This window comes from Nonomuraea sp. NPDC048901 (genome assembly GCF_040649695.1).
In the GTDB taxonomy this organism is placed as follows: Bacteria; Actinomycetota; Actinomycetes; order Streptosporangiales; family Streptosporangiaceae; genus Nonomuraea.
Genome location: NZ_JBEZFW010000017.1, coordinates 66,332 through 90,008, shown reverse-complemented (window position 1 = coordinate 90,008; position 23,677 = coordinate 66,332). Strand labels below are relative to the sequence as shown.

Here is a 23,677-nt window from a genome sequence, read left to right as displayed (position 1 = left end):
CAGTTGTCCTTATGGCTTTCGTGGTCGACCGTAGAGCGCATGGAGTTCATCGACGACAACCTTCCACCCGCTCCAGCTCGGATCCTGGACGCCGGCTGCGGCAACGGCGAACTCGCCGACCGCCTGAGGCGCGCAGGCCATCACGTCACCGCGATCGACATCGATCCGGCCCTGGAGGGGCCGTCGATTTGCGTCGCCGACATCTGCACCTACCAGGACGACCCCTTCGACGTGGTCGTCTTCTCGCTCTCCCTCCACCACGTCCACTCTCTGGAGATGGCCCTGGACCGGGCCGCCGCTCTGCTCAAGCCCGGGGGAACGCTTCTGGTGGACGAGTTCGCCTACGAGCGCGCCGACGCGGCCATCGCCGACACCTACTTCGGCGTTGCGGGGTCGCTGGCCCGCTGGCGCGAGCACCACCGCGACCTCCACACGGGCGCAACGATGATCGACGCCATCACGCGCCGCTTCACCGTCGACACCCTCAGCCGGGTCCCCTACCTCCACCGCTACCTGGAGAACAACGCGCTCTATGACAGCGAGTCGGTGCTCGGCTTCCAGCTCATCGCCACCAGCAAGGAGTCAGTCATGCCGGTCATCAGGACCACCCGCTACACCGCCACCGTCGCCCTCGCCGAACTGCTCACCCGGCGCGCCGCGCTGATCGACCGAATCCGGGCCGACCACCCCGAGCTCACCGAAACCCGGCTGACCCGGCTCCAAGACGGGACCTACCAGGACATCTGGCACTGGTCGAGCATCCAGGACCTGGAAAATGTCATGGCCATCGCCCCGAGCTGGCCGGAGGCCGGGGCGGCGTTCGCCGTCACCACGGACGCCACCGCTGAGACCGCCGAGATCATCGACGAACGCTAATGCCGCGTCGGGCAACGTTCGCCCGGTCCGGGCTGCAGCGGATCGGGCGGCGGCTTTCTGTCCGGGGCAAGGTTCGAGGCCGCCGGGAATGCTGGTTCGGCGCGCGACGAAGCCCATCAGGGGTCGGCCAGGCGGCGCGAGTGGGTTGAGCCGGTCCGGCACGGTGACGGGACTGGCCGGGCTCGGTCCTGGCCGGTGTTCCGTTTCCGGCGGGTTGGTCCGACCATGCGAGTGCTTGTGCAGAAGACTCCGGAAATCCGTGCAGTCGACTTCGGAAATCGACACCTCATGGAACAGGATCGGGGCGGGAACGCCCTGGACGGTCGGACGCCGGGCCGCTGTTTCGTAGGTGAACGCTTATGAAACACATGCCACCGAACATCAGGCCCGCTACCGGGTCCTGCACGAAGAACTCGATGCCGTCCAGGGTTGAGCATCTGCGCCCAGCTGCCGTCGCCCTCGCCGCTGCCGGTGTGCGCCGAGCCGAGCGAGTTACGAGATTTCCCGGGCGATTCCATCGGCTGCGGACCGTTCGATGGCGGCAAGGAGCCGGTGGTGGCGCAGGGCGGTCTCGAAACTGGGGTGTGGCTGCCGGTCTTCGGCGATGGCCTGGGCGACCTCCCGGTAGAGGGCCGCGATGTTGGCCGGCGGGCCGGACCGGACGCTGGCGGGGACGGTGCGGTAGGTGTCGGGCATGGCTAGGACGTCGTCTCCGATTCTGATGTCCCAGTCGCCCCAGTGGATGAACGTCCCGCGCTGGGCCGGGGTGGCGGTCAATGTTCCGTCGCTGCCGACGAGCTTGAGCAGGAACGCGTCCTGGATGGGTCCGTTGCCACCGTGCACGGCGACGGATGCGGTGGCGCCGCTGGTCAGCAGTCCGTGTAGCAGCACGTGGCTGGGTGTGGCGTTGGGCACGGTCCGCTCCGTCCCGTCGACCAGCACGCGGTCGTGCGTGCGGGGCAGTCGTGCGGAGACCTCGGCCAGCGGGCCCGCGACCCGTTCGAGGGTGGCCAGGAAGTGGCCGGCCATGATGGTCAGGATGTTGGTTCCCTCTGAGGGGTCGAGGCCGAACACCAGGTTCGGCCAGATTCGACTGCCGCCCCAGGGGGCGCCCTCCGCCACCAGCGCGACCGATTCGAGCGTGCCGATCCGGCCAGCGGCCAGCAGGTCGGCGGCGAAGCGGGCGCTCGGCGAGTGGTGCCCTTGGAGGACGACCGCGTGGACGACGCCTGCGGCGGTGGCGGCGTGGGTCAGCTCGGTCGCTTCGTCGGCGTCGACACCCAACGGCCACTCGGACACGACGTGCTTGCCGGCCTTGAGCGCGGCCCTGATCACGGCGGCATGCCCGGAGGCCTTCACCGAGACGACGACCAGGTCGACATCGGGGTGCGCGGCGAGCTCGCCCGCGTCGGCGAAGGCGTGCCGCACGCCATGGGCGGCGGCCGCCCGGTCCGCGCTGGCCTGGTTGGTGGTCGCGACCGCGGTCACCTCGAACTCCTCAAGCGCGGCCAGCGCGGGTAGGTGCGAGCCGTCCGCCCAACCGCTGGCCCCGACAACTCCGACTCGGATCATGCGTCACTCCTTAGTTGTGTACCTTTCGGTATGAAACTAGGGCAGCGTGACGCTCTCCGGCAAGAGGTAACGTACCGAGAGGTATAAAATTCGGGAGAGAGCATGGAGGACGGCATGCCCGGCGGACGCCCACGCTCGTTCGATGCAGACGCCGCACTCGACCGCGCGCTGGAGGTGTTCTGGCGGCACGGCTACGAGGGCACCTCGCTGTCCGACCTGACCGCCGCGATGGGCATCAACAAGCCCAGCCTCTATGCCGCCTTCGGCAACAAGGAGGAACTGTTCGGCAAGGTCCTGGCCCGCTACCTCGACGGCCCCGGCGGCTACACCGCCGACGCGCTGGACGCGCCCACAGGCCGCGAGGTCGTCGAGCGGCTGATCCACGGAGCGGTGGACCTGACCGCGGGCGAGAACACGCCCCACGGCTGCCTGTGCGTCAACAGCGTGCACGCCTGCGGACCCGACGCGCACACCGTACGCCAGGACGCCATCGCGGTGCGCAAAGCCGGTGAGGCGGCGCTGCGCAGGCGGCTGGAGCAGGCCACCGATCTGCCCTCCCGCTACGAACCAGCCGCCCTGGCCGCACTCATTCACACGATCTCCGACGGCATCGCCGTCCAGGCGGCAGCCGGCCGCAGCCACAACGAGCTGCGGCAGATCGGTGACTTGGCGCTGCGCACCCTGCTGGACTGAAAGCCCTCAGACCACCGCCGTATCGCGCCCCAAGGACCCTTACCGGGCACGTAGAACGATCAGTCCCGCAAGGCGGACCACCCGGCGCCTTGAGCGGGACATTCGTTCGGCTGCCACATCAGCCTCGAAACGCGGGAACCCCCGGACGCATCGGAACGAAAGTCACGCCAGCGTCAATGCAGGCGACCGCCTACCGTGACTTTTCGTTTCGATGCTGGTTGACCCCTTACTCCACCCGCGGCGTACGCGCGATGCTCACCCGCTACGCCCAGAGCGCCGGACTGACCCTCACCATGCCGCCGCACCGGCTGGGGCACTTCCTGTTCGCCTGGCTCAAGACCCAAGGCATCGACGCCCTCATCCAGCCCTACAGCGGCCACGACTCCCGCACCAGCCTGGACATCTACCGCCGCCTGGCCCTGACTGGAGCCGGAGCCCTCCTGGGCGCCGAGACCGCCCACGCCACCGTCCCACCCGCGCCCACGTGCGGCGGGATGACGGCAGCCGCCGCCTCCGCGGCCGGCTACACCGTCTACGAGGGGCAGTCGGTGGTGAACGGCACGAGCGGCGACGACTGGATCTACGGCACCGCGCTCGCCGACACCCTCTACGGCGCCGCCGGCGACGACATCATCTGCGGCGACGACGGCGGCGACACCCTCATCGGAGGCACAGGCGACGACAAGCTGCACGGCGACGACAACGCGGACACCCTCTATGGCGACGAGACCAGCAGCGGCAGCGGCGCGGCCGGGGACGGCTCCGACACCCTGCTCGGCGGCAACGGCTCCGACACCCTGTACGGCAACGGCGGCAGGGACACGCTGCGCGGCGAGGCCAACCCATCGACCGGCGGCGACGGGGGCGACGGCGGGAACGGCACCGACACCTGCACCACCCTGGAGGGCTCGCCGCTCGCCCCCACGAGCGGCAGCCCCATCAGCTGCCCGTAGCGGCCGTGGCGAGACCGTCGCCCCACCGAAAACCGGCCCCCGCGACCGCCGCGGGGGCCATCCCACGCGGTCTGACACGAAAGCCCGACTTACCGCTACGTGGCGATTCTGAGACGTTACCCAAAGTTACTTGAGGGCTGGTCGCTCCGACCCGAGCGGGGAGCCACGCGAGCGGGCTTGCGCGGTCGACCTGTGCAACCTGGCGGCTGGCATGGTCGAAGGTGCCGGCGGACATCGTGACGACAAGGCCCGCCGGCGTGTGGTCGCCTCCTGCCGGCACGAGACCACGATGATGGCGTTGGGCTCGATCTGTGCCGTCGCCGAGACCAGCGCCCAGGTACTCATCGAGCACGTGGCCGTCATCGACGCCGAACCCGCGGCTGACTCCGATCATCGGACCGACGACGCGGCCATCTCCCCGATCGCCGATGAGGATCTGCAGGATGCGGCTGCGGGACTGCGGGGTCTGCGGGCCGTGGTCGTCCTGGTACGGGGTGAGCGGAACCGTGCTCCCGCCAGGTCGCGGCCGCTCGGGCATAGCCGGACGATGCGGGGAGCGCGGCGATCGGTTTGCGCTTCTGCTTCAGCGGTAGCGGGGCGGTGGCTAGTCAGACATGATGTGACAAATGACCACTGTGCGCATGATTGCGGATCAAGAGCCCGTTGAGATCGTCATTGCGGATGAGACCGATCTCTCCGGGATCGTCGACATCTTGAACGACGTGGCGGCAAGCTCGATCGCAACCTTCGATACCCGACCGACCAGCGTGGCCGAGCGGCGCGCCTGGTTCGAGCAGTTCTCCTCGACAGGCCCCTACCGGCTGCTGGTCGCTCGGCGTCACGGTCGGATAGTCGGCTACGCCTGCAGTCAGCCCTACCGGAATCACGAGGCGTTCCGGGACACTGTTGAGCTCAGCGTTTCTCTCGACGCTGGTTGCCGAAGCCGGGGCGTGGGAACGTCGCTGTATCGAGCCCTATTCGAAAGCATCGCCGACGAGCCGATCCACGCCATCGTCGTGGGAATCGCCATGCCAAACGACGCGTCGGTCGCCCTCCATCGCAAGTTCGGCTTCACAGAAGTCGGTACTTTCCGCGAGTACGCCACCAAGAACGGCCAGTACATCAGTTCGCTGTGGATGCAGCGACTCCGCTGACCGTCGACTGCCCGCGTCTCAAAGGATGACTTCGCGAAGTACACGCTGGTCGGCCGGACTGCCGAGTACCACCGCAAGCAGATCCGTGAGGCCCTGGGATTTAGGCCGTCGACGGTCGCGGATGAGAAGGTGCTGGCTGAGTGGCTGGCCGTGGAGGTCTGTCCGGTCGAGCTGGTGGAGGACCGGCAGCGCGATGCCCTGCTGGTCGAGTGCCGGGCCCGGAAGATCGAGCCGCCGGGCCGGACCCGGGTCGAGAAGGTACTTGTCGCGGCGCGCGGCAAGTGGGAGAGGACGTTCTGCGCCCGCACGATCGGCCGCCTCGGCGAGGCGGGCACGGCTCGGCTGCTGTCCCTGGTGGCCGAGGACAACGAGGCGGGTACCGCGCTGCTGGCCGCGCTCAAGCGCGACCCGGGCGCGGTCGGTCTGGACTCCCTGCTGACGGAGATCACCAAGCTCAACGACGCGCGCAAGCTCGGGCTGCCCGACGGGCTGTTCACGGACTGTTCGGAGAAGCTGGTGGCCGCCTGGCGGGCACGGGCGATCAAGATGTACCCCTCGGACTTCCGCGACACGAGCGAGGACGTACGGATCACCCTGCTCGCGGCGCTGTGCTCGTCCCGGCAGGCGGAGATCACCGACGCCCTGGTCCACAAGATCAACGCCCGTGCCGAGCGTCGGGTGGAGAAGCAGCTCACTGCCGAGTTGAAGAAGGTCCGCGGCAAGGAGGGCATCCTCTTCAAGCTGGTGACGGCCGCCGTCGACAAGCCCGACGAGGTCGTACGCCGGGCGCTGTTCCCGGTGGCCGGGGAGAAGACGCTGCGCGAGCTGGTGGCCGAGGCGAAGGCGAACGAGAAGGTCTTCTAGGCCAAGGTCCGCACCACCCTGCGCTCCTCCTACAGCTCGTACTACCGGCAGATGCTGCCGCCGCTGCTGAACACGCTGGGCTTCAAGTGCAACAACACCGCGTATCGGCCGGTGATGGACGCGATGAGGCTGCTGAAGAAGTACGCCGATGTCGACGGCAAGACCCGTTTCTACGACGCCGGTGACGAAGCGCCCATGGACGGCGTGGTGCGCAAGGACTGGCGCGAGGCGGTCGTCGCGGAGGACGACCTGCCCGGTGACTTCGAGGCCACCCGAGTCGTGCACTACGCCGCGATCCGGTAGCCGCTGAACCCGAAGGCGTTTATCGCAGATCTGAAGAAGCGCATGACCGCGGGCCTGGACCAGCTGTCCGGCGCGCTCGCGGACGGCTCGGCGGGCGGCGTGAAGGTCACTAGTCGCAAGGGCGAGCGTGGATCACCATCGAGCGTGACGTCCTCCAGCGCCGCCTGCTGCTGGCCTTCTTCGCCCTGGGCACGAACATGGGCATCCGGGCGATTGTGGCGACCGGCGAGCACGGCGAGGGCGAGGCCGCATGGCGGCATGTGCGTCGGCACTTCATCACTGTCGACAACCTGAGGGCCGCCGTCACCAGGCTGGTGAACGCCACCTTCGCCGCCCGCGCCACCGCATGGTGGGGTCGCGGCACCGCGTGCGCGTCGGACTCGAAGAAGTTCGGGTCCTGGTCCTCGAACTTCATGACCGAATACCACGCTCGCTACGGCGGCAACGGCGTGATGATCTACTGGGACGTCGAGCGCAAGAAGGTCTGCATCTACTCCCAGCTCAAGAGCTGTTCGTCGTCCGAGGTCGCGGCGATGATCGAGGGCCTGCTGCGGCGCTGCACGGACGCCGAGATCGAGTCGAACTACGTCGACACGCACGGCGCGAGCGTGGTTGGGTTCGCCTTCACCGAGCTGCTCGAATTCCGGCTGCTGCCCCGGTTGAAGAACATCGGCAGCATCCGCTTGTACCGCCTTGACGACACCCCGCCCGGCTGGCCGGCCCTCGGCTCCTCACTGACCCGCCCGATCCGCTGGGACCTGATCGAGCAGCAGTACGACCAGATGGTCAAGTACGCCACTGCTCTCCGGCTCGGGACGGCGGAGGCCGAGCAGGTCCTGCGGTGCATGCCGCCCGATATGGGACAGCAGGCACGACGGCCGAACGGCGGCGCACATGCCGCGGACGGGTTCGGTTACGCGACGACGCTGGGAAGGAGCCGGTCCAGGTCGGACAGGGGACGCCGGGAGATCTCGTGCGCCTCGTCGGCGGGGATGCCGAAGGTGCGCAGGAGGTCTTCGGTGATCTGGTCGGTGGCCTGGGCGTCGTCGCGGTCCGGCTGGGTGTGCAGGAGTTGGCCGAGGCACAAGGCGGTGCCCGCGGCGATGGTGAAGGCGAGTTCGGGGTCGCCGACGGTGAAGCGGCCGGCTTGGACGCCAGCCTGGATGTCGCGTCGCACGCGTGGGGCGATGCCGTGTTCTGAGGTGGCGATGGCCAGGCCGGTGTTGAGGAGGACCTTGCTGAGCTGGGGCTGGCGGCGGTGCAGGCGGCCGGTGAGCCGAAAGCTGAAGGCGAAGACTTCGGCGGGGTCGTCCATATCGCGGGTCAGTTCGTCCAGCGCGGCGCCGTGTCGGCCGAGGGCGTCTTCGACGGCGGCTCGGAAGAGTTCGTCCTTGCTGGAGAAGTGGTTGTAGAAGGAGCCCATGCCGACGTCGGCGGCCTGGGTGAGGTCGAGGATCGCCGTGTTGGTTCTGCCGTCGGCGATGAAGGTCTGGGCCGCGCGGATGAGCGCAGCGCGGGTGCGCGCCTTGCGCCGGTCCAGGCGGCTCGGTGCGGGGTCGGCCATCTGTATGTCTCCTTGGGCGGTGGTGCGCGTTCCACTGTAGTAGAGACCGTCAACAGTGACGGATTCCTCACTTCTGTTTTGACAAGTCATTATATAACTGACGGTAGTGTCCATAAATGACGAAATCGTCAGAAAGGAGAAGTCCTTGCCTATCGCTCAGCCCGCGCCCGGGCTCCGTCCCGTTCGGTCCCCGCGCGGGATCCCGATCCTCGGCCACACGCCCCAGATTCCCGGCACCAATCCAGTCGCCTACTTCGGCGAGCTGTCCAAGCAGTTCCCCGAGGGCCTCTTCAGCATGGACATCGCCGGCCAGAACAACGTCTTCGTCTACGACCCTGACCTGGTGGCGGAGGTCTGCGACGAGACCCGCTTCGGCAAGCCGATCCTCCCGCCGCTGAGCCACGTCCGGGACTACGCCGGCGCGGGCCTGTTCACCGCCCATGACGATGAGGAGGTCTGGGGCATGGCGCACCGGATCCTCATGCCGGCCTTCAGCCAGCGGGCCATGAAGAGCTACTTCGGGCAGATGCTGGAGATCGCCCAGAACCTGGTGGGCAAGTGGGAGCGCAGGCAGGGACGGCTGGTCAAGGTGACCGACGACTACACCCGGCTGACGCTGGACACCATCGCCCTGTCGGGGTTCGGCTACCGGTTCGACTCCTTCCGCGACGAGGAACTGCACCCCTTTCTCACGGCGCTGCTGCACGCGCTGGTGGAGTCGATGCGGCGCTCGCAGGAGCTTCCGGTGATGACCAAGCTCCGCAAAACCGGCGACAAGACGTACCGCGAAAACATCCAGCTGATGCGCGAGCTGGTCGAGACCGTGATCAAGGAGCGCCGTCAGGAGAGGATCAGCGGCGAGGACGACCTGCTGAGCCTGATGCTGCAGGCCGTCGACCCGGAGACCGGCAGGCTGCTGGACGACGACAACGTCCGGGACCAGGTGCTGACGTTCCTGATCGCCGGTCATGAGACCACCAGCGGTCTGCTGTCGTTCGCCACCTACTCGTTGCTGCGCAACCCGCAGGCGCTGGCCCAGGCCTACGCCGAGGTGGACCGGATGCTGCCGGGCGACACAGTCCCTGACTACGACACGATCATGAAGCTGGATGTCATCCCGCGCATCCTGGAGGAAACCCTGCGCCTGTGGGCTCCCATCCCGCAGATCATGAAGGCGCCGCTGGAGGACACCGTCATCGGCGGCCACTACCAGCTGAAGCAGGGCACGAAGACCAACCTGCTGATGTTCCCGCTGCACACCCACACCAAGGCGTGGGAGCGGCCGCTGGAGTTCGACATCGACCGGTGGCTGCCGGAGAACCGCGCCCAGCACCATCCGCACGCCTACAAGCCGTTCGGCAACGGCCGGCGTGCCTGCATCGGCCGGCAGTTCGCGCTCACCGAGGCCCGCCTGGCGCTCGCGCTGGTGCTGCGGAAGTTCAAGTTCTCCGACGTCAACGACTACCAGATGGACGTACGGGAGGCGCTGACGCGCAAGCCCGGCGACTTCGAGGTCGTCGTCCGTCCCCGGCGCGAACGCGAGCGCACCGTGTTCGGCCTCCCGGACCCGCAGGGCGGCCAGGCGCAGCAGGCAGCCGCGGTCAGCGGCGTCGGGGTGAACCTCGCCGTCGCCTACGGCTCCAGCCTGGGCAGCTGCGAGGACCTGGCGCGCACCATCGCCGACCGCGGTGAGCGCTCCGGGTTCGCCACCACGCTGCTCAGCCTCGACGACCTGGGCGACAACCTGCCCACCGAGGGCCTGCTCGTGGTCGTGGCCGCCAGCTACAACGGCAAGGCACCCGACAACGCCCAGCGCTTCGACGACCTGATCGCAGACGGGCTTCCCGCGGGCTCGCTGTCGGGCGTGCGCTTCGCGTTGCTGGGCGCCGGCAACACCCAGTGGGTGGCCACCTACCAGTCATTCCCCAAGCGGATCGAGGCCGCCCTGCTGGCCGCCGGCGCGACGCCGGCGGTCGAGCGCGGCGCGGCGGACGCCGCCGGTGACTTCGACGGCATGGCCACCCGCTGGATGGACACCCTCTGGGCCACCCTGGCCGAAGAGTACGCGGCAGACACCTCCGACGGCGGCGCGCCACGCTACCAGGTGCGGCTGCTGACCGAGGCGGACGTGCGTCCCGCCATCGTCTCCGAGCAGGCCTACCCCTTGACCGTGGTCGCCAACGAGGAGCTCGTCAGCGATGCGACCGGGCTGTGGGACTTCAGCGTCGAGCCGCCGCGTCCCCCGGCGAAGTCCCTCACCGTCGAGCTGCCCGAGGATGTCAACTACGAGACCGGCAACCACCTGGCCGTCTTCGCCAAGAACGAGCCGGCGCTGGTCGAGCGCGCGCTGGCGCGGCTCGGTGTCGACCGCGACCAGGTGTTCCAGCTCGACCAGCCCGGCGGCCGCAGGACGCACCTGCCGGTGGGCACGCCCGTCGCCGCGGGCCTGCTGCTCACCGAGTTCCTGGAACTGCAGGACGTGGCCACCCGCACCCAGGTGCGCGTCCTGGCCGAGCACACCCGGTGCCCCTGGACCAAGCCGCAGCTGGAGGCCTACACCACCGACACCGAGGAGTCCGACGAGCCCTACCAGGAGATTCTCGCCAAGCGGGTCTCGGTCCTCGACCTGCTGGAGCGCTTCCCGGCCGTCGATCTGCCCCTGGCGGTGTTCCTGGAGATGACGGGGCCCATCCGCCCCCGCTTCTACTCCATCTCCTCCTCCCCGATGGCCAACCCGCGCCAGGTCCGGCTGACCGTCGGCCTCGTCGAAGGCCCCGCGCTGTCGGGCAACGGCGGCGCCTACCGCGGCCTGTGCTCGCAGTACCTGGGACGACTCGAGCCGGGAGACGTCTTCTACGGTTACGTGCGGGTGCCCTCGCCTGCCTTCGCGCCGCCCGCCGACCCCGCCACACCGCTCATCCTCATCGGGCCCGGCACCGGCATCGCACCGTTGCGCGGCTTCCTGGAGGAGCGTGCCTGCCAGCAGGAGCACGGCACGAAGGTGGGCCTGGCCCAGGCCTTCGTCGGCTGCCGCCACCCGGAGCACGACTGGTTCTACCGGCAGGAGATGGAGGCCTGGGAGCAGGCCGGGATCGCCAAGGTGCACACCGCCTTCTCCGCCGTGGCCGGCCACCCCGCCCGGTACGTCCAGGACGCCGTCGTCGCGGCCTCCGGCACGGTGTGGCAGGCCCTGCAGGACGGCGCCTACGTCTACGTCTGCGGCGATGGCCGGCGCATGGCGCCCGCCGTACGAGAAGCACTCGCCGCCATCCACCGCAGCCGCACCGGCGGCGACGACGAAACCGCCCGGCAGTGGCTCGACCAGCTCGAGACAGACGGCCGCTACCAGCAGGACGTCTTCGCCTGATCCCCGTCCAGCCCGGCCAGAGGGTCTCGGGCCCCTGTCATCGAACGCTCAAGAAAGTGAGATCACCATGGACACCATGCTCGCCGGACGCTTCCACCTGGACAACGGGAAGTTCCTCGTTGAGGAGGCCGCCGTCCCCGTGCCCGGCCCGGGCGAGGTACTCATCGAGGTCAAGGCCGCCGGCGTGTGCCTGTCGGACCTCCACCTGCTCGACGGAACCCTCGTCCCCCTGTACCCCAATGCCCGCGACGCCGTCACCATCGGCCACGAGGTCTCCGGTGTCATCCACGCCCTCGGCCCCGGCCTCCGGCGTGGCCTGACCGTAGGCACCCGCGTCATCCTGGAGGCCGGACAGAGCTGCGAGCAGTGCGCGGACTGCGCGCGCCGCCGCCCCTGCACCCAGGTCCACACCCGGGGCATCGACTACGACGGTGGCTGGGCCCAGTACGCCATCGCCCGCGAGGACACCCTCGTCCCCATCCCCGACAAGCTGCCGTTCGACCAGGCCGCGATCATCCCTGACGCGGTCTCCACCTCCTACGCCGCCGTCGTGGCCACCGCCGGGGTGCGCCCCGCGCAGGCCGTGGGCGTGTGGGGCGTGGGCGGAGTGGGCGCGCACAGCCTCCGCGTCGCCCGCCTGGTCGGAGCCGCCCCGATCATCGCCGTCGACCCCCTGCCCGGCGCCCGGGAACGCGCTCTGGGCTTCGGAGCCGACATCGCGCTCGACCCGGCCACCGAGGACTTCGCCGACCAGGTACGTGCGGCCACCGCCGGCCGCGGCCTGGACTTCGCCTTCGACTGCGCCGGCGTGGCCGCCGTCCGCGAGCAGGCCGCCGCGGTGCTCGGCCTCAACGGAGCCCTCATCCTGGTCGGCATCACCCCCAAGCCGCTCACCCTCAGCGAAGGCCTGACCTTCAACTACATGGGCAAGCAGATACGCGGCCACTACGGCGGCACCCCCGAGTCCGTCTCCGAGCTGGTGCGGCTGGCCTCCAACGGCCGGCTCGACCTGGCTCCCTCCATCTCCGACAACATCCCGCTCGCTGACGCCGCCGAGGCGATCCACCGGCTGGAGCACAAGATCGGCGACCCGATCCGACTCATCCTCGTTCCCTGACGGCAGAGGACGACCGGCCCGCACACGTGTGGGGGCGGGCCTCGTCCTTTGTCACTTTTCCGAGCGCCCGAAGAGAAACGACAGCGACATGACCAACCCCGATTCCTCAACCGCCCCGGACATATATGAAAGCGGTACTGCACCTGGACGATGCGCGGTGTGCGGCAGCAGCTTGCCGGTGAATATGCCCGCCAACAGCCCCGATTTCGCCGATCCTGATCGAGACAAAGGATCGACCGCCATCACGTGTCCAACATCTCGGCATGGCTGCGAGGATCCACACTCGCTCTGTGCGCGCCGAACTACGACAATCCCGATCGTTCCCGACATGCTGAGAGAGCTGGAGCAGGAGCTTCAGAAGAACCGGCAGTTCGCCTCCGACGCCTCACACGAGCTGCGCGCGGCCTTCGCGGGACTGCGCGTGGAGCTGGAGGCGGCCCACCTGTATCCCGAGCAGACCGATCTCCACGACCTTCTCGCCAGGGCGCTGAGAGGCGTCGACCGGTTGGACGCGATCCTCACCGATCTGCGAGTGCTCGGCGAAATGGAGGCGGGTCCGGCCGTGGAGCCACAGCAGGTCGACCTCGCAGAACTGGTCCGGGACGAGGTCTGTCGACGAGTCGATCGCCTCCCGGTCCAGCTCCGCCTGCAACGGGGCGTGACCGTCCAGGCCGTCCCGATCCGGATCTCCCGGCTGCTCACCAACCTGCTCGACAACGCTCAACGGCACGCCAAGCGGATCGTCGAGGTCCGGGTGAGCCGCGCGGGCGACAACGCCGAGATGACGGTGGCCGACGACGGAGGAGGCATCGCGGAGTGCGAGCGGGAACGAATCTTCCAACGCTTCACCCGCCTCGGCGCCGCACGCCGCCTGGATCGCAAGGGCACGGGCCTCGGTCTGGCGATCGCCCGCGACATCGCCCAGGCGCACATGGGCACCCTCCACGCCAGGAAGTCCCCAAGCGGCGGGGCTTGCTTCGTGCTGCGACTTCCCCTCAGTGCAACGGCCCCCATCGCGACCGCGGTAAATACCGGATTTACTGCGGCAGAGGCGGGGCGGACGCGTGACCCTGATCGCCGCCGACGTGATCCCGCTCGGACATGACCGGCCCGGCACCGCCCAACTGCTGCCCCGCCTGCTCAAGGGACGGACCCGCGGCCCGCTCTTCCTTGCCGGCCGGCGCGCTCCCGCCGCCGGACGCCGCGCGCCGGCCCTGGGCGACATCTGCCCGGACACCGGCCGAGGCCGATTGTCCTACCCACGCGCCGAGTACCTGTTCAAACAGGCATCCAAGCTCCACCACCCGCACAGCACCGGATACACCCTGCACCAGCTGTGCCACTCCGGGCTGACCCACCTGGCCGTCAAGGGCCGCGGCACCGCCGACCTACAGGCCAACTCCCGCCACCGGCACCTGGCCACCCTCGGCCTCTACGTCCGGCTCGGCGAGGAGACCGCCGCCCGCATCACCGCCGAGAACGACGAGCACCACCGCCGGCACCGGCGCTGATCTCGCATCCCACCTGCCAGGACCACGGAAAACGGCGAAGTGCTTCCCGGCAACCCGCCATCTTGAGGGCAGTCATCCCAGGTACGGCCCTAGATCAACTGCCTAGCGTTGTTTTGGTCTGGAAACTACGGACGGGCCTCTACAGCGCGCCGCCGGGATCCCCCGGCGCCGAAGCCCTGGCTCTGCTGAATGTCCTCGGAATCGAGAACGTCAAGGCGAGCAGGTCACTCTGACGGAGCGATGCCTCTCCCGTCCGCGATCGGCCACCCGAGCGGGTCGCCTCACTCGGCCAGGGCGCGGCGCAGGGCCGCGCCGAGTTCGGCGATCTGCCGCTGCGACACCTCGGCGGACAGGATCGCCTGTGATCCGTGGAAGGTGCCGGGCCACTGGTGCAGCTCGGCCGACACGCCCGACTGCAGCAGCCGTAGCGCGTACGTGATGTCTTCGTCGCGGTTCGGGCAGAATTCCGCGGTGGCGATGTAGGCGGGTGGCAGGCCGGACAGGTCGTAGGCTCGCGCCGGGGCGGCGTACGGCGTGGCGGGTGCGGAGCCCAGGTAGTGCCCCCATATTGCGGTGACTTTGTCGCGATTCATCCACGGGGTGTCGGTGAAGTGCCGCGCCGACCACGTCTCCTGCCGGTCGTCGAGTCCAGGCTGGTTGAGCAGCTGGAAGCGGATCGGCGGCCCTTGCTCGTCACGCGCTCGCAGCGCCACCGCGGTGGCGAGTCCGCCGCCGGCGCTGTGGCCGCCGACCGCGATCCGCTCGGGGTCGACGCCGAGCTCGGCGGCGTTCTCGGCCGTCCAGGTCAGCGCGGCGTAGACGTCGTCCAGGGCGGCCGGAAACCGATGCTCGGGGGCCAGCCGGTAACCCACCGAGACCACCACCGCGCCGGAGACGTTCGCGAGCCGGGCGGCCCAGGGGTGTTCGGTGTTCAGGTCACCCATGACGAATCCACCGCCGTGCAACCAGACGATTGCGCCCTGCGGGTGGTGCGGGCGGTAGATCCGCACCGGCACGTCCGGATCGGCGGGCACGATGCGGTCCTCGATCTCCAGGTCACCGGTGTGGCTTTGCCCTGCTCGACCGGGGGCTGCGGAAAACCGCAGGTACGGGCGGGTGAGCGCCTCATTCCGCGGGGCAAGTGGCCGGGCTTAGCCTTCCTGGCCATGATCGGAAAGTTGTTCGACGTCCCACGGCGGCTGCCGGCCGGGCTGGCGGCCCTGCTCACCCTGATGGCGGTGATCATGCTGTCCGCCATGGCCGACAGCACCATGCAACCCCTGCCGGCCACCGCCCCGAGCGCGCAGTTCAGTGCCGAACGCGCGCTGGCGCATCTGAAAGAGTTCGCCGCCGAACCGCGGCCCATCGGCAGCCCGGCGAGCGGCCGGGCCAGGGACTACGTGGCTGGGCAGTTGCGCGCGGCGGGGCTTCAGGTCGAGATCCAGCGTTCGGTCGGCGGCCGGTCCGCCGCGGGGCTGGCGACGTTCGGCCAGGTCGACAACATCGTGGGCCGGCTGCGGGGGACGGGCTCGACCGGCACCGTGCTCATCGCCGCGCACTACGACTCCGCGGCCATGGGACCGGGCGCCTCCGACGACGGCGCCGCGGTGGCCGCGATGATCGAGACCGTCCGGGCGCTGCGCACCGGTCCCGGCATGCGTAACGACATCGTGCTGCTCATGTCGGACGGCGAGGAGGACGGCGTGCTCGGCGCCGAGGCCTTCGTCCGCGACCACCCCCTGGGCAAAGCCGGCGGTGTGCTGCTGAACTGGGAGGCCCGCGGAGTCAGCGGCCCCTCGTTGATGTTCGAGACCACCGCCGGCAACTCCCGCCTGGTCGAGACCTTCGTCCACGCCGTCCCCGCGCCGCGTGGTCACTCCGCCATGGTGGAGGTGTACCGGCTGCTGTCCAACAACACCGACTTCACCCCGCTGACCAAGGCCGGCTTCACCGGCATGAACTTCGCCTACATCCAGCGTTCCTCGCTGTATCACACCGCGGGCGACTCCATCGCCAACCTCAACCGGGGCAGCCTGCAACACCACGGCACCAACATGCTGGCGCTGACGCGCGCCCTCGGCAACGCGGACCTGCGGACGCTGACCTCCGATCAGGACGTCACCTACTTCCGCGCGCTCGGCACCATGATCACCTACCCGGCCCGGCTCGTCTGGCCGCTGGCGGTGCTGGCCCTCCTCGCGGTGGCGGGCCTGGCGCTGCTGGGCCGCCTCAGGCGGCTGCTGAGCCTGCCCCGGCTGATCATGGCCGCGGTCTCGGCCGTGGTGCCCCTGGTGCTGTCGGCCGCCCTGGCGCAGGGATTGTGGGAACTGCTGGTGGCCTGGCGGCCCGCCTACGACCTGATGGGCGGGCTGCTGCACCGCCCGCGGCCGTACCAGGCGGCGATCGCGGTCCTGTGCGCGCTGGCGGTTCTCGGCTGGTATCTGGTGCTGCGGCGCAGGCTCGGTCCGGCGGCGCTGACCGTCGGGGCGCTGACCTGGCTCGCCGGGCTGGGCGTGCTGTGCGCTCAGGTCGCTCCCGGCGCGTCCTTCCTGTTCGCCCTGCCGGCGCTGCTGGGCTCGCTCGGCTGCCTGGCCGCCGCCTTGTCGCGCGGACCTGCCTGGGCGCGGGCGGCCGCGGCGATGCTGGGCCCGGTCACGGCCGCGATGCTGCTGCCGTCACTGGCCGGGGACGTCTTCGACGGGATGGGGCTGGCACTCGGCGGGGTGAGCGCGCTGATACTGGCACTGTTCGGACTGACCGTGGTGCCGATCGCGGAACTGTTCCTGCCCGATCCCGCCACCCGCCGCCTGCCCGACCCCGCCACCCAGCGCCTGCCGGATCCCGCCGCCCGGCTCCTGCCCGACCCCGCGGCCCGGCTCCTGCCCGATCTCGCCATCCGGCCGAAACGCGCCGTCCTCCTCCCCGTGTCTCTGGTGGCCCTTCTCCTGACGACGGGACTGGTCGCCACCGGGCTCGCGGCGGACGACTTCGACGCCGGCCAGCCGCAGCGCACGCACCTGGCCTACGTCATGGACGCCGACACCCGCACCGCTCACTGGGTCAGCGCCGACACGGACCCGCCACAGTGGACCAAGCAGTATGTGTCCGGCCACGACACCTCCGGGCTGCCCGTCGGGTACGCGCGAGGCACGCTGTGGACCGGCCCCGCACCCGCGATCGCCGCCGACGGCCCGCGAGCCACCGTTTTGGCCCGCCGCGAGGGCACGCTCAAGCTGCAGGTGACAGCGGGGAAGGGCGCGCGCTCGGTGACGCTTAGGCTCGACCAGCCGATCATCCGGGCCACCGCCTCAGCCGGCCGGTTCGGGTCGGCGAGCGTGCCCGTGACCGGTACGCGAGCCGGAACCTGGCCCTCAGAGATCCGCTTCCGTGGCATCCCCGCCCAGGGAGTCCAGATCACCCTGCGCATACAGGAAGCGGACCGGATTCGCCTCACCGTCATCGGCGAGACCGACGGGCTGACCGCGGTGCCTGGCTTCATCCCCAGGCCACCGCACCTGGTCGCGGCCACCAGAGAGGACGGCGGCCTCATCGCGGTCACCCGCGGTTACACCTTGGCCGGCGACGCTTAGACCCACCTGCCGTCCGACTCGGGCAAGGGGGCGCGCTGATCACGGGTCGGCCGGCTCGGGCAAGGGCGCGCGCTGATCACGGGTCGGCCGGCTCGGGCAAGGGCGCGCGCTGATTACGGGTCGGCCGTCACGGGTTCGGACCTGTCCATGTCGAGCAGAACCATCTTGTCGTGATCGGTTGTCCCCGGCTCGGCGTAGAACATGACGAAACGCTGGGCCAGGGTGCCGTCCAGCGGCATCGATTCGTAACCGAGGCGAAGGTCACCGACGTCGGGGTGGTGGAAGGTCTTGACACCCTGGGCGTGCGGTTTGACGTCGTAGCGGCTCCATAGGTCGGCGAATTCCCGGCTCTTCACCAGAAGTTCTTCGACCAAGCCGGTCAGGCCGGGGGCGGTGAGATCCGTGCTGGCCAGCACCCGCAGTCGGCCCACGCAGGCGCGGGCCTGCTCGTCCCAGTCGTCCAGCACGTGGGGGGCCTGGGGATGGAGGAACACGTACCGGGCGATGTTCCGTGTTTGCGGCGGCTGCGCGTCCAGCCCGGCGAAGAGCCGGAGCCCGCTCGGGGTGCAGGTGAGCACGTCCAGCGTGCGGCTGAACACGAAGACCGGGTTGGGGCGCAGTTCCTCGAGGAGCACCAGGACGCCTCGGCGAACCTCGCGCGACGTGGGGGTGGGCGGCGCCTCCGACGTGCCGCGGGTGGCTCGTGCGGCCAGATCGTACAGGTGCTGGTGCCCGTACGCGTCGAGGCGCAGGGCTCCGGCGAGGGCGTCGAGGATCGCGGTGCTGGGATGGGTCTCCTTGCCGCGTTCGAGACGCGCGTAGTAGTCGATGCTGACGCCGGCGAGCGCGGCCAGCTCCTCACGGCGCAGACCGGGAGTCCGGCGCGGGCCGCAGGAGCTGAGTCCGGCGTCCTGGGGTGCGACCTGGGCTCGCCTGGCTCGCAGATACGATCCGAGCCCACTCTCGACGTCGGGCACCGCGTCATGGCGACTCCGCGACTCACGTCCCATATGTCTAGTTTGACGCTTATATGGTGATGCGTCACTATGGGCCGCCGGCGCCTTAGGTGACGGCGATGGCGGGAGCCACGCGCGCCGATCCGATGCCGCGGTCGGGCTTGCCGAGCCGGAAACGCACCTTGCCCTTGAGTACGGTGCCGGATTCGGCTTGGCCTTCGGTGAGGCCCTCGCCGGGGAACAGCGTGAACGTCCATCTCGCGTTCGATTCGCAGTCGGGCAGGTCACGCCCGCTTTGCAGGACTCGCGCGCCCCAGAGCTGACGGATCATCAGCGCCCTGGTGTCCGTGCCCGCCACCGTGAACGACGCCGCCGGCCCGTCCACGATCTGGTGGTGACTACCCAGAGACGGCCCATAGACCCCGGTGACCGTGGCGACCATGGTCCACGGCCTGCCGGGCCGGACGCCGAGGACGCCTGCCGGCAGCCGCGCGTCGAACTCGTCCTCGGTCGGCGTGCCGAGCTGATCCGCTCGCATGGCCGCGGTCATCGGGCGCCGGGTGTCCAGCCGGTCGGGGTCGGGTATCAGCAGGATCCCGTACGTCGTCTCCTCCGCGAAGCGAGCCGAGGCGAAGTGGTTCCGAAGCGCCAGCACCGCGCGCCCGGCGGCCTCCCACAGATCGTCGGAGAACGCGGCCGCCAGGTAGTCAGGCGTCACCGCCGGTAGCCCCGCCCGCGCCACCGCTTCGGCCACGGATTCGCAGCACGACCACCCGGACTCGGCCAGCCGCGCGACCTGCTCGGCCTTGAACGACATCACTCACCCCCGATCGTCACAGATCCTTCTCATCGAGTACACCCTCATACAGGCCCGCCAACTCGGTCGTCTCCACGATCTCGGCGAGCCGCTCCAGTGCGTCCGGACGGGTCAGCGCCGCACGCTTGTCCTCAAACTCGGCCAGGAACATGTCCAGCTCAAGGACCGTGATCACCTGCCGGTCGTCGGCGACATTGCGCGAGACGCTGACCTTCGCGGGATAGCCGTCCGTATCCTCCGGAACCCAAGCTTCCTTGAACTGCTCATACGTCACACCCGCCTTCAAGGTTCGTACGAACACCGCACGCAACATCGCTACCCCTCCATATGAGAAACGGACCGCCGGACGCGCCCGATGCTCACGATACGGACACCGAGTTCCCGACGGCGAGCGTGCGACGACCGCTGTTATCGGGGTTCTCTCCGCAGTGAGAGAAGAACGCCGGCAGCGTTGTTGGTTGGGCCGGCTGCGGCATTGGCGGCGTTATCTTCCTGGCGCCTGGCTGCGCCGGATCGCCCTGGCTCCTGGTTCGGCAAAGGCCGCTCCGCCGGCGCCCGAGCGGGTCAGTTCGCCGCTTGCTGCTTTATCTGGTCCAAGGCGTCGTTGAAACCGACCGGAGTGCCGCTGGAGCCGGCCGTGCGGGACAGACGGACGTCATCGAGGTTCTTGCCGACGACCATCTGGGGTACGGCGGTGGCGAACCGTTCCTGGTAGTCGCGGGAGGTCGGATTGGTAGCGTGCGGTGCGACGGCCACTCGGGTGATCACGTCGTCGTCGAGCGTGAGCGTCACGGTGATGTGGGAGGGCCCGCCGCCGTAGGTGCCGGTGGCGGTGTAGGCGCCGTCGCGGTACTGGGAATCTCCTCGCGCCGACGCGGACGCCGGTGGCGGTGATGGTGACGAGGGGGCCGACGAGGGTGGCCTTGGGGGTGCGGTACCGGCCTCGGGTTCGGTGCCGGCCGAGCAGCCTGCGCCGGTCAACGCGAAGGTCGAGGCGGCGATCGTGGGCAGCGCCGTGGCGGTGCGGTTCTGGGCGGTCATGAGCGGTCCTCCTGTGCTTCGGGGCCGAACAGGGCGCCGGGGAATCGGGATGAGATCTCAGCGCGTCCGTCGTCTAGCAGCCGGACATAGTCGAAGGCGAACGAGCGGCCCAGCGTGCGCGGGTCGGTGACGAACAGGGCCGTGGCCAGGGCGTCGGCGTGGGCGGCGTCGTCCGCGACGACCCAGGTGGCCACCACCTCCGCGGCCGGGATCCCGGTGCGGGCGTCCAGGATGTGGTGCAGGCCGTCCCCCCAGGCGCGCCGGTTGACGGCCGAGGCGCACAGCGCCCGATCACGCAGGTTGGCGACGCCGATCACCTGGGACGGGTCGGCGGGGTACTCCAGCCCGATCCGGATCGGTTGCGGCCCGGCATGGCGCAGGTCCCCGCCCGCGGCCACCACGAATGCGCCGATCCCGGATTCGGTGAGCAGAGCGGCGACAAGGTCGACCAGGTACCCCTTGCCTGCGGCCCCGACGTCCACGACGACCGGGCGGCCAGTGGTGAGCACCGTCCCCTCCCGCACCGTGTCGCGTCCCCAGACCGGCCGCGGCCCGGCAGGCCAGGCCGCGGGCGCGACGGGCCGCAGGGTGTAGGCCGCGTCGTAGCCGAGCAGTTCCAGCTCGCGGCCCACCAGCAGCGGGTCGATGGCGCCGCCGGTGACAGCGGCCAGCCGGTCGTACAGGTCGAACAGGGCGGCGGCGTCCTCGGGAAAGACGAACCGGCCACCCTGCTGCGCGGCGGCGATCCGGGAGACCAGCGAGTCCGGCCGGAAGCGCGAGTAGGCCAGATCGAACCGCTCGATCCGGTCCTGGATCTCAGCCCGCACCCGCCCGTCCAGCAGTCGGCGGGTCTCGATCTCCCAGCGCGTGCCGATGGCGTCGAACGCCCAGATCGCCTTGGCCGGCCCGCCGCCCTGCGCCGTACCGGTCGCCGGAGCGGGGTACTTCGTGGGCATGGTCATGCCTCCATATGTGGGATGCCGGGAAGGACGGCGCGGCTGCTTTTGCCCGGCGCTCTGTCGAAGATCAGGGGCGGATGAGGACCTTGAGGGCTTCGCGGTCGGCCATGGCGCGGTAGGCGTCGGGGACCTCTTCCAGGCCGATGGTGCGGTCGAAGACGCGGCCCGGGTCGATGACGCCGTTCAGGATGTCGGGCATGAGTTCCTCGATGTAGGCGCGGGCCGGTGAGACGCCGCCGGTCAGGGTGATGTTCCGCATGATCATGGCGGGGCCGATGGGGCCGTCCTCGTACTGCGGAATGCCCAGGCGGCTGATCGTGCCTCCGTCGATGACTGCGGCGAACGCGGTCCGCAGGGCCTCCAGGGCGCCGACGGCCTCCACGACGCGGTCGACGCCGTCGCCCCCGGTCAGCTCGCGCACCCGGGTCGCGCCTTCGTCGCCGCGTTCGGCCACGACGTCGGTGGCGCCGAAGTCGCGGCCCAGGTCGGTGCGGTCGGTGTGCCTGCCCATGAGGATGATCTGTTCGGCGCCCAGGCGCTTGGCGGCGAGCACGGCGGACAGGCCGACCGCGCCGTCGCCGATGACCAGGACGCGGTCGCCGCGGGTCACGCCGGCGGTGACGGCGCCGTGGTGGCCGGTGCCCAGCACGTCCGAGAGCGTCAGCAGGGACGGCAGCAGCGGGCTGCTCTCTTCCACGGGGAGCTTGACCAGGGTGCCGTCGGCCTGGGGGACCCGCGCTGCCTCGCCCTGGCCGCCGTCCACGCCGTCCAGGCCGTAGCGGCCGCCGTGGCGGCAGAAGGGCTGCAGGCCCTTGCGGCAGAAATCGCAGGTGTTGTCGCAGTAGGTGAACGGTGCGACGACCAGGTCGCCGGTCTTCAGGGCGCTCACCTGGGAGCCGGTGTCCTCGATCACGCCGAGGAACTCGTGCCCCATCAGGCGTCCGGTGCCGGTGGCGGGCATGGACTTGTACGGCCACAGGTCGCTGCCGCACACGCAGGACAGGACCACGCGGACGATCGCGTCGGTGGGTTGCTGGATCTTCGGGTCGGGCCGGTTCTCGACGCGGACGTCGCCGGCACCGTACATCACGGCTGCACGCATGATGTGCTCCTTTGGATTTCGGGAAGGGTGGTGGACACAGCTGAAGGTGAGCGGGTCAGCGCTCCAGCATCCGCAGGCCGGCCTCGGTGTGGGTGTCGCCGGCGGCCGGGGGCAGGCTGGAGAGCGCCGCGAGCTGCTCATCCGACAACTGGATGCCGTCGGCGGCGGTGTTCTCCTCGACCCGGCTCACGCGCTTGGTGCCGGGGATGGGAGCGATGTCGTCGCCCTGGGCCAGCAGCCAGGCCAGCGCGACCTGCGCCGGGGTGGCGCCGGCCTCGGCGGCGATGGCTTGGACCTCGTCGACCAGGCGCAGGTTGTGCTGGAAGTTCTCACCGGTGAAGCGCGGGTTGCCGTGCCGGAAGTCGCCTTCGGCGAAGCCGTCGGTGGAACGGATCTTCCCGGTCAAGAAGCCGCGCCCCAGTGGCGAGAAGGGCACCAGGCCGATGCGCAGCTCGCGCAGCAGCGGCAGCACCCGCTCTTCCAGGCCCCGGGTGAACAGGGAGTACTCCGACTGCACGGCGGTGACCGGGTGCACGGCGTGCGCGCGGCGGATGGTGTCCGGCCCGGCCTCCGACAGGCCGATGTGGCGGATCTTGCCCTGCTCCACCAGCTCGGCCAGCGCGCCCACGGTCTCCTCGATCGGCGTGTTCGGGTCGACCCGGTGCTGGTAGTACAGGTCGATGTAGTCGGTGCCCAGCCGCTTCAGCGATCCCTCGACCGAGGTGCGGATGTTGGCCGGGCTGCTGTCGAGGTTCCACGGGCCCGCGCCGGCGTGCGCGATCAGGCCGAACTTCGTCGCCAGCACCACTTCCTCGCGGCGGCCCTTCAGGGCCCGGCCGAGGAGTTCCTCGTTGGTGTACGGGCCGTAGATCTCGGCCGTGTCGATGAAGGTGACGCCCAGTTCCAGGGCCCGGTGGATGGTACGGATGGATTCGGCCTCGTCGGTGCCGGAGCCGGTGTAGCCGTGGGACATGCCCATCGCGCCCAGCCCGATGCGGGAAACGTCCAGGTCACGCAGTTTGATGTGCTTCATCGTTGCTATCTCCGATGGATCGATACGTTGATGGCGGGTACCGAAGGGACACAAGGGCCCTGACTAGGCGTCATGCCGCGTTCAATCGCGGGCGGCGCGGCATCGTCACCAACAGCCATCGTGCTCTGCGCATTCGCCCGATGGCAGACCGTGCTGTGCCGGGGAGCCGTGTTCAGGGGTGTGACAGGGCCCCCCTCGGCCGCGC

Annotated in this window: 22 protein-coding genes and 2 pseudogenes; 12 read left to right on the top strand and 12 right to left on the bottom strand. The window is 69.7% G+C overall.

All coding sequences use genetic code 11. The annotated features are described in order from the left end of the window. Positions 1-39 precede the first annotated feature (39 nt). Complete coding sequence (locus tag AB0C30_RS43480) at positions 40-876, top strand: class I SAM-dependent methyltransferase (protein WP_357955201.1); 837 nt, start codon at positions 40-42, stop codon at positions 874-876. Positions 877-1,368: 492 nt separating this feature from the next. Here AB0C30_RS43480 and AB0C30_RS43475 read toward each other — a convergent pair whose 3' ends face one another. Beyond that, positions 1,369-2,448, bottom strand: coding sequence for a Gfo/Idh/MocA family oxidoreductase (locus tag AB0C30_RS43475; protein WP_357955199.1), 1,080 nt, complete (start codon positions 2,446-2,448; stop codon positions 1,369-1,371). A gap of 102 nt (positions 2,449-2,550) precedes the next feature. Here AB0C30_RS43475 and AB0C30_RS43470 point away from each other — a divergent pair, with 102 nt between their 5' ends. The 5 genes and pseudogenes from AB0C30_RS43470 to AB0C30_RS43450 all read left to right on the top strand — a co-directional run bounded on the left by AB0C30_RS43470 (position 2,551) and on the right by AB0C30_RS43450 (position 6,415). Then, positions 2,551-3,141, top strand: a complete 591-nt coding sequence (locus AB0C30_RS43470; RefSeq protein WP_357955197.1) for a TetR/AcrR family transcriptional regulator — start codon at positions 2,551-2,553, stop codon at positions 3,139-3,141. Positions 3,142-3,359: 218 nt separating this feature from the next. Beyond that, on the top strand, positions 3,360-4,094 hold the full coding sequence (locus tag AB0C30_RS43465; protein WP_357955193.1) for a hypothetical protein: 735 nt from the start codon (positions 3,360-3,362) through the stop codon (positions 4,092-4,094). A gap of 626 nt (positions 4,095-4,720) precedes the next feature. Then, positions 4,721-5,248, top strand: coding sequence for an N-acetyltransferase family protein (locus tag AB0C30_RS43460; protein WP_357955191.1), 528 nt, complete (start codon positions 4,721-4,723; stop codon positions 5,246-5,248). 27 nt (positions 5,249-5,275) lie between these two features. Next, positions 5,276-6,112 (top strand): annotated as a pseudogene (locus tag AB0C30_RS43455) (DUF4158 domain-containing protein); the annotation flags it as partial. 51 nt (positions 6,113-6,163) lie between these two features. After that, on the top strand, positions 6,164-6,415 hold the full coding sequence (locus AB0C30_RS43450) for a hypothetical protein (protein ID WP_357955189.1): 252 nt from the start codon (positions 6,164-6,166) through the stop codon (positions 6,413-6,415). Here the strand turns inward: AB0C30_RS43450 and AB0C30_RS43445 are convergent. Further along, positions 6,397-6,687, bottom strand: coding sequence for a hypothetical protein (locus AB0C30_RS43445; RefSeq protein ID WP_357955187.1), 291 nt, complete (start codon positions 6,685-6,687; stop codon positions 6,397-6,399). The two genes, AB0C30_RS43450 and AB0C30_RS43445, sit on opposite strands and share 19 nt — an antisense overlap. On the opposite strand from AB0C30_RS43445, the pseudogene AB0C30_RS43440 reads away from it, so the two are divergent. Then, positions 6,613-7,200 (top strand): annotated as a pseudogene (locus AB0C30_RS43440) (Tn3 family transposase); the annotation flags it as partial. The gene AB0C30_RS43445 and the pseudogene AB0C30_RS43440 sit on opposite strands and share 75 nt — an antisense overlap. Positions 7,201-7,328: 128 nt before the next feature. On the opposite strand, the gene AB0C30_RS43435 reads toward AB0C30_RS43440, so the two are convergent. Next, entirely contained in the window at positions 7,329-7,979 is a 651-nt protein-coding gene (locus AB0C30_RS43435; RefSeq protein ID WP_357955185.1) for a TetR/AcrR family transcriptional regulator, read from the bottom strand. Positions 7,980-8,124: 145 nt separating this feature from the next. Between AB0C30_RS43435 and AB0C30_RS43430 the strand changes: the two genes are divergently transcribed. Both AB0C30_RS43430 and AB0C30_RS43425 read left to right on the top strand, forming a co-directional pair. Then, complete coding sequence (locus tag AB0C30_RS43430; RefSeq protein WP_357955182.1) at positions 8,125-11,346, top strand: cytochrome P450; 3,222 nt, start codon at positions 8,125-8,127, stop codon at positions 11,344-11,346. 67 nt (positions 11,347-11,413) lie between these two features. Next, positions 11,414-12,463: a zinc-binding dehydrogenase gene (locus tag AB0C30_RS43425; RefSeq protein WP_357955180.1), complete on the top strand. Its 1,050-nt coding sequence runs from the start codon at positions 11,414-11,416 to the stop codon at positions 12,461-12,463. A 51-nt stretch (positions 12,464-12,514) separates the two neighbouring features. On the opposite strand, the gene AB0C30_RS43420 is transcribed toward AB0C30_RS43425, so the two are convergent. Beyond that, positions 12,515-12,709, bottom strand: coding sequence for a hypothetical protein (locus AB0C30_RS43420; protein ID WP_357955178.1), 195 nt, complete (start codon positions 12,707-12,709; stop codon positions 12,515-12,517). An 82-nt stretch (positions 12,710-12,791) separates the two neighbouring features. Between AB0C30_RS43420 and AB0C30_RS43415 the strand changes: the two genes are divergently transcribed. Beyond that, positions 12,792-13,568, top strand: a complete 777-nt coding sequence (locus AB0C30_RS43415; RefSeq protein WP_357955176.1) for a HAMP domain-containing sensor histidine kinase — start codon at positions 12,792-12,794, stop codon at positions 13,566-13,568. Then, positions 13,528-13,974 carry a hypothetical protein gene (locus AB0C30_RS43410; protein ID WP_357955174.1) on the top strand — a complete coding sequence of 149 codons (447 nt, stop codon included), beginning with the start codon at positions 13,528-13,530 and terminating at the stop codon, positions 13,972-13,974. The genes AB0C30_RS43415 and AB0C30_RS43410 overlap by 41 nt, the downstream gene beginning before the upstream one ends. Positions 13,975-14,255: 281 nt before the next feature. On the opposite strand, the gene AB0C30_RS43405 is transcribed toward AB0C30_RS43410, so the two are convergent. Next, complete coding sequence (locus AB0C30_RS43405; RefSeq protein WP_357955172.1) at positions 14,256-15,008, bottom strand: alpha/beta hydrolase; 753 nt, start codon at positions 15,006-15,008, stop codon at positions 14,256-14,258. 132 nt (positions 15,009-15,140) lie between these two features. Here AB0C30_RS43405 and AB0C30_RS43400 point away from each other — a divergent pair, with 132 nt between their 5' ends. Then, on the top strand, positions 15,141-17,564 hold the full coding sequence (locus AB0C30_RS43400) for a M28 family peptidase (protein WP_357955170.1): 2,424 nt from the start codon (positions 15,141-15,143) through the stop codon (positions 17,562-17,564). Positions 17,565-17,677: 113 nt separating this feature from the next. Here the strand turns inward: AB0C30_RS43400 and AB0C30_RS43395 are convergent, their stop codons facing one another. The 7 genes from AB0C30_RS43395 to AB0C30_RS43365 all read right to left on the bottom strand — a co-directional run bounded on the left by AB0C30_RS43395 (position 17,678) and on the right by AB0C30_RS43365 (position 23,472). Continuing rightward, on the bottom strand, positions 17,678-18,574 hold the full coding sequence (locus AB0C30_RS43395; RefSeq protein WP_357955168.1) for a helix-turn-helix domain-containing protein: 897 nt from the start codon (positions 18,572-18,574) through the stop codon (positions 17,678-17,680). A 52-nt stretch (positions 18,575-18,626) separates the two neighbouring features. Further along, on the bottom strand, positions 18,627-19,337 hold the full coding sequence (locus tag AB0C30_RS43390; RefSeq protein WP_357955166.1) for a hypothetical protein: 711 nt from the start codon (positions 19,335-19,337) through the stop codon (positions 18,627-18,629). A 16-nt stretch (positions 19,338-19,353) separates the two neighbouring features. Next, a complete protein-coding gene (locus tag AB0C30_RS43385) occupies positions 19,354-19,650 on the bottom strand; it encodes a hypothetical protein (protein ID WP_357955164.1) in 297 nt (98 codons plus the stop codon). Between the two features lie 251 nt (positions 19,651-19,901). Then, the gene (locus AB0C30_RS43380) at positions 19,902-20,378 is read right to left on the bottom strand and encodes a hypothetical protein (RefSeq protein WP_357955162.1); all 477 of its coding nucleotides are present in this window, start codon (positions 20,376-20,378) and stop codon (positions 19,902-19,904) included. Then, positions 20,375-21,340, bottom strand: a complete 966-nt coding sequence (locus AB0C30_RS43375) for an FAD:protein FMN transferase (RefSeq protein WP_357955160.1) — start codon at positions 21,338-21,340, stop codon at positions 20,375-20,377. Before AB0C30_RS43375 ends, AB0C30_RS43380 begins: the two co-directional genes overlap by 4 nt. A gap of 64 nt (positions 21,341-21,404) precedes the next feature. Then, positions 21,405-22,439 carry an alcohol dehydrogenase catalytic domain-containing protein gene (locus AB0C30_RS43370; RefSeq protein WP_357955158.1) on the bottom strand — a complete coding sequence of 345 codons (1,035 nt, stop codon included), beginning with the start codon at positions 22,437-22,439 and terminating at the stop codon, positions 21,405-21,407. A 55-nt stretch (positions 22,440-22,494) separates the two neighbouring features. Then, positions 22,495-23,472 (bottom strand): aldo/keto reductase, encoded by a 978-nt coding sequence (locus AB0C30_RS43365; RefSeq protein WP_357955156.1) that lies wholly within the window; start codon positions 23,470-23,472, stop codon positions 22,495-22,497. Between the last annotated feature and the right edge of the window lie 205 nt (positions 23,473-23,677).

Excerpts from the sequence above, each read along its gene's own strand:
- AB0C30_RS43395 (WP_357955168.1), bottom strand. The coding sequence starts at position 18,574 with ATGGGACGTGAGTCGCGGAGTCGCCATGACGCGGTGCCCGACGTCGAG.
- AB0C30_RS43385 (WP_357955164.1), bottom strand. The coding sequence starts at position 19,650 with ATGTTGCGTGCGGTGTTCGTACGAACCTTGAAGGCGGGTGTGACGTAT.
- AB0C30_RS43400 (WP_357955170.1), top strand. The coding sequence starts at position 15,141 with ATGATCGGAAAGTTGTTCGACGTCCCACGGCGGCTGCCGGCCGGGCTG.
- AB0C30_RS43415 (WP_357955176.1), top strand. The coding sequence starts at position 12,792 with ATGCTGAGAGAGCTGGAGCAGGAGCTTCAGAAGAACCGGCAGTTCGCC.
- AB0C30_RS43435 (WP_357955185.1), bottom strand. The coding sequence starts at position 7,979 with ATGGCCGACCCCGCACCGAGCCGCCTGGACCGGCGCAAGGCGCGCACC.
- AB0C30_RS43365 (WP_357955156.1), bottom strand. The coding sequence starts at position 23,472 with ATGAAGCACATCAAACTGCGTGACCTGGACGTTTCCCGCATCGGGCTG.
- AB0C30_RS43425 (WP_357955180.1), top strand. The coding sequence starts at position 11,414 with ATGGACACCATGCTCGCCGGACGCTTCCACCTGGACAACGGGAAGTTC.
- AB0C30_RS43390 (WP_357955166.1), bottom strand. The coding sequence starts at position 19,337 with ATGTCGTTCAAGGCCGAGCAGGTCGCGCGGCTGGCCGAGTCCGGGTGG.
- AB0C30_RS43370 (WP_357955158.1), bottom strand. The coding sequence starts at position 22,439 with ATGCGTGCAGCCGTGATGTACGGTGCCGGCGACGTCCGCGTCGAGAAC.
- AB0C30_RS43450 (WP_357955189.1), top strand. The coding sequence starts at position 6,164 with ATGCTGCCGCCGCTGCTGAACACGCTGGGCTTCAAGTGCAACAACACC.
- AB0C30_RS43375 (WP_357955160.1), bottom strand. The coding sequence starts at position 21,340 with ATGACCATGCCCACGAAGTACCCCGCTCCGGCGACCGGTACGGCGCAG.
- AB0C30_RS43460 (WP_357955191.1), top strand. The coding sequence starts at position 4,721 with ATGACCACTGTGCGCATGATTGCGGATCAAGAGCCCGTTGAGATCGTC.
- AB0C30_RS43480 (WP_357955201.1), top strand. The coding sequence starts at position 40 with ATGGAGTTCATCGACGACAACCTTCCACCCGCTCCAGCTCGGATCCTG.
- AB0C30_RS43470 (WP_357955197.1), top strand. The coding sequence starts at position 2,551 with ATGGAGGACGGCATGCCCGGCGGACGCCCACGCTCGTTCGATGCAGAC.
- AB0C30_RS43380 (WP_357955162.1), bottom strand. The coding sequence starts at position 20,378 with ATGACCGCCCAGAACCGCACCGCCACGGCGCTGCCCACGATCGCCGCC.
- AB0C30_RS43475 (WP_357955199.1), bottom strand. The coding sequence starts at position 2,448 with ATGATCCGAGTCGGAGTTGTCGGGGCCAGCGGTTGGGCGGACGGCTCG.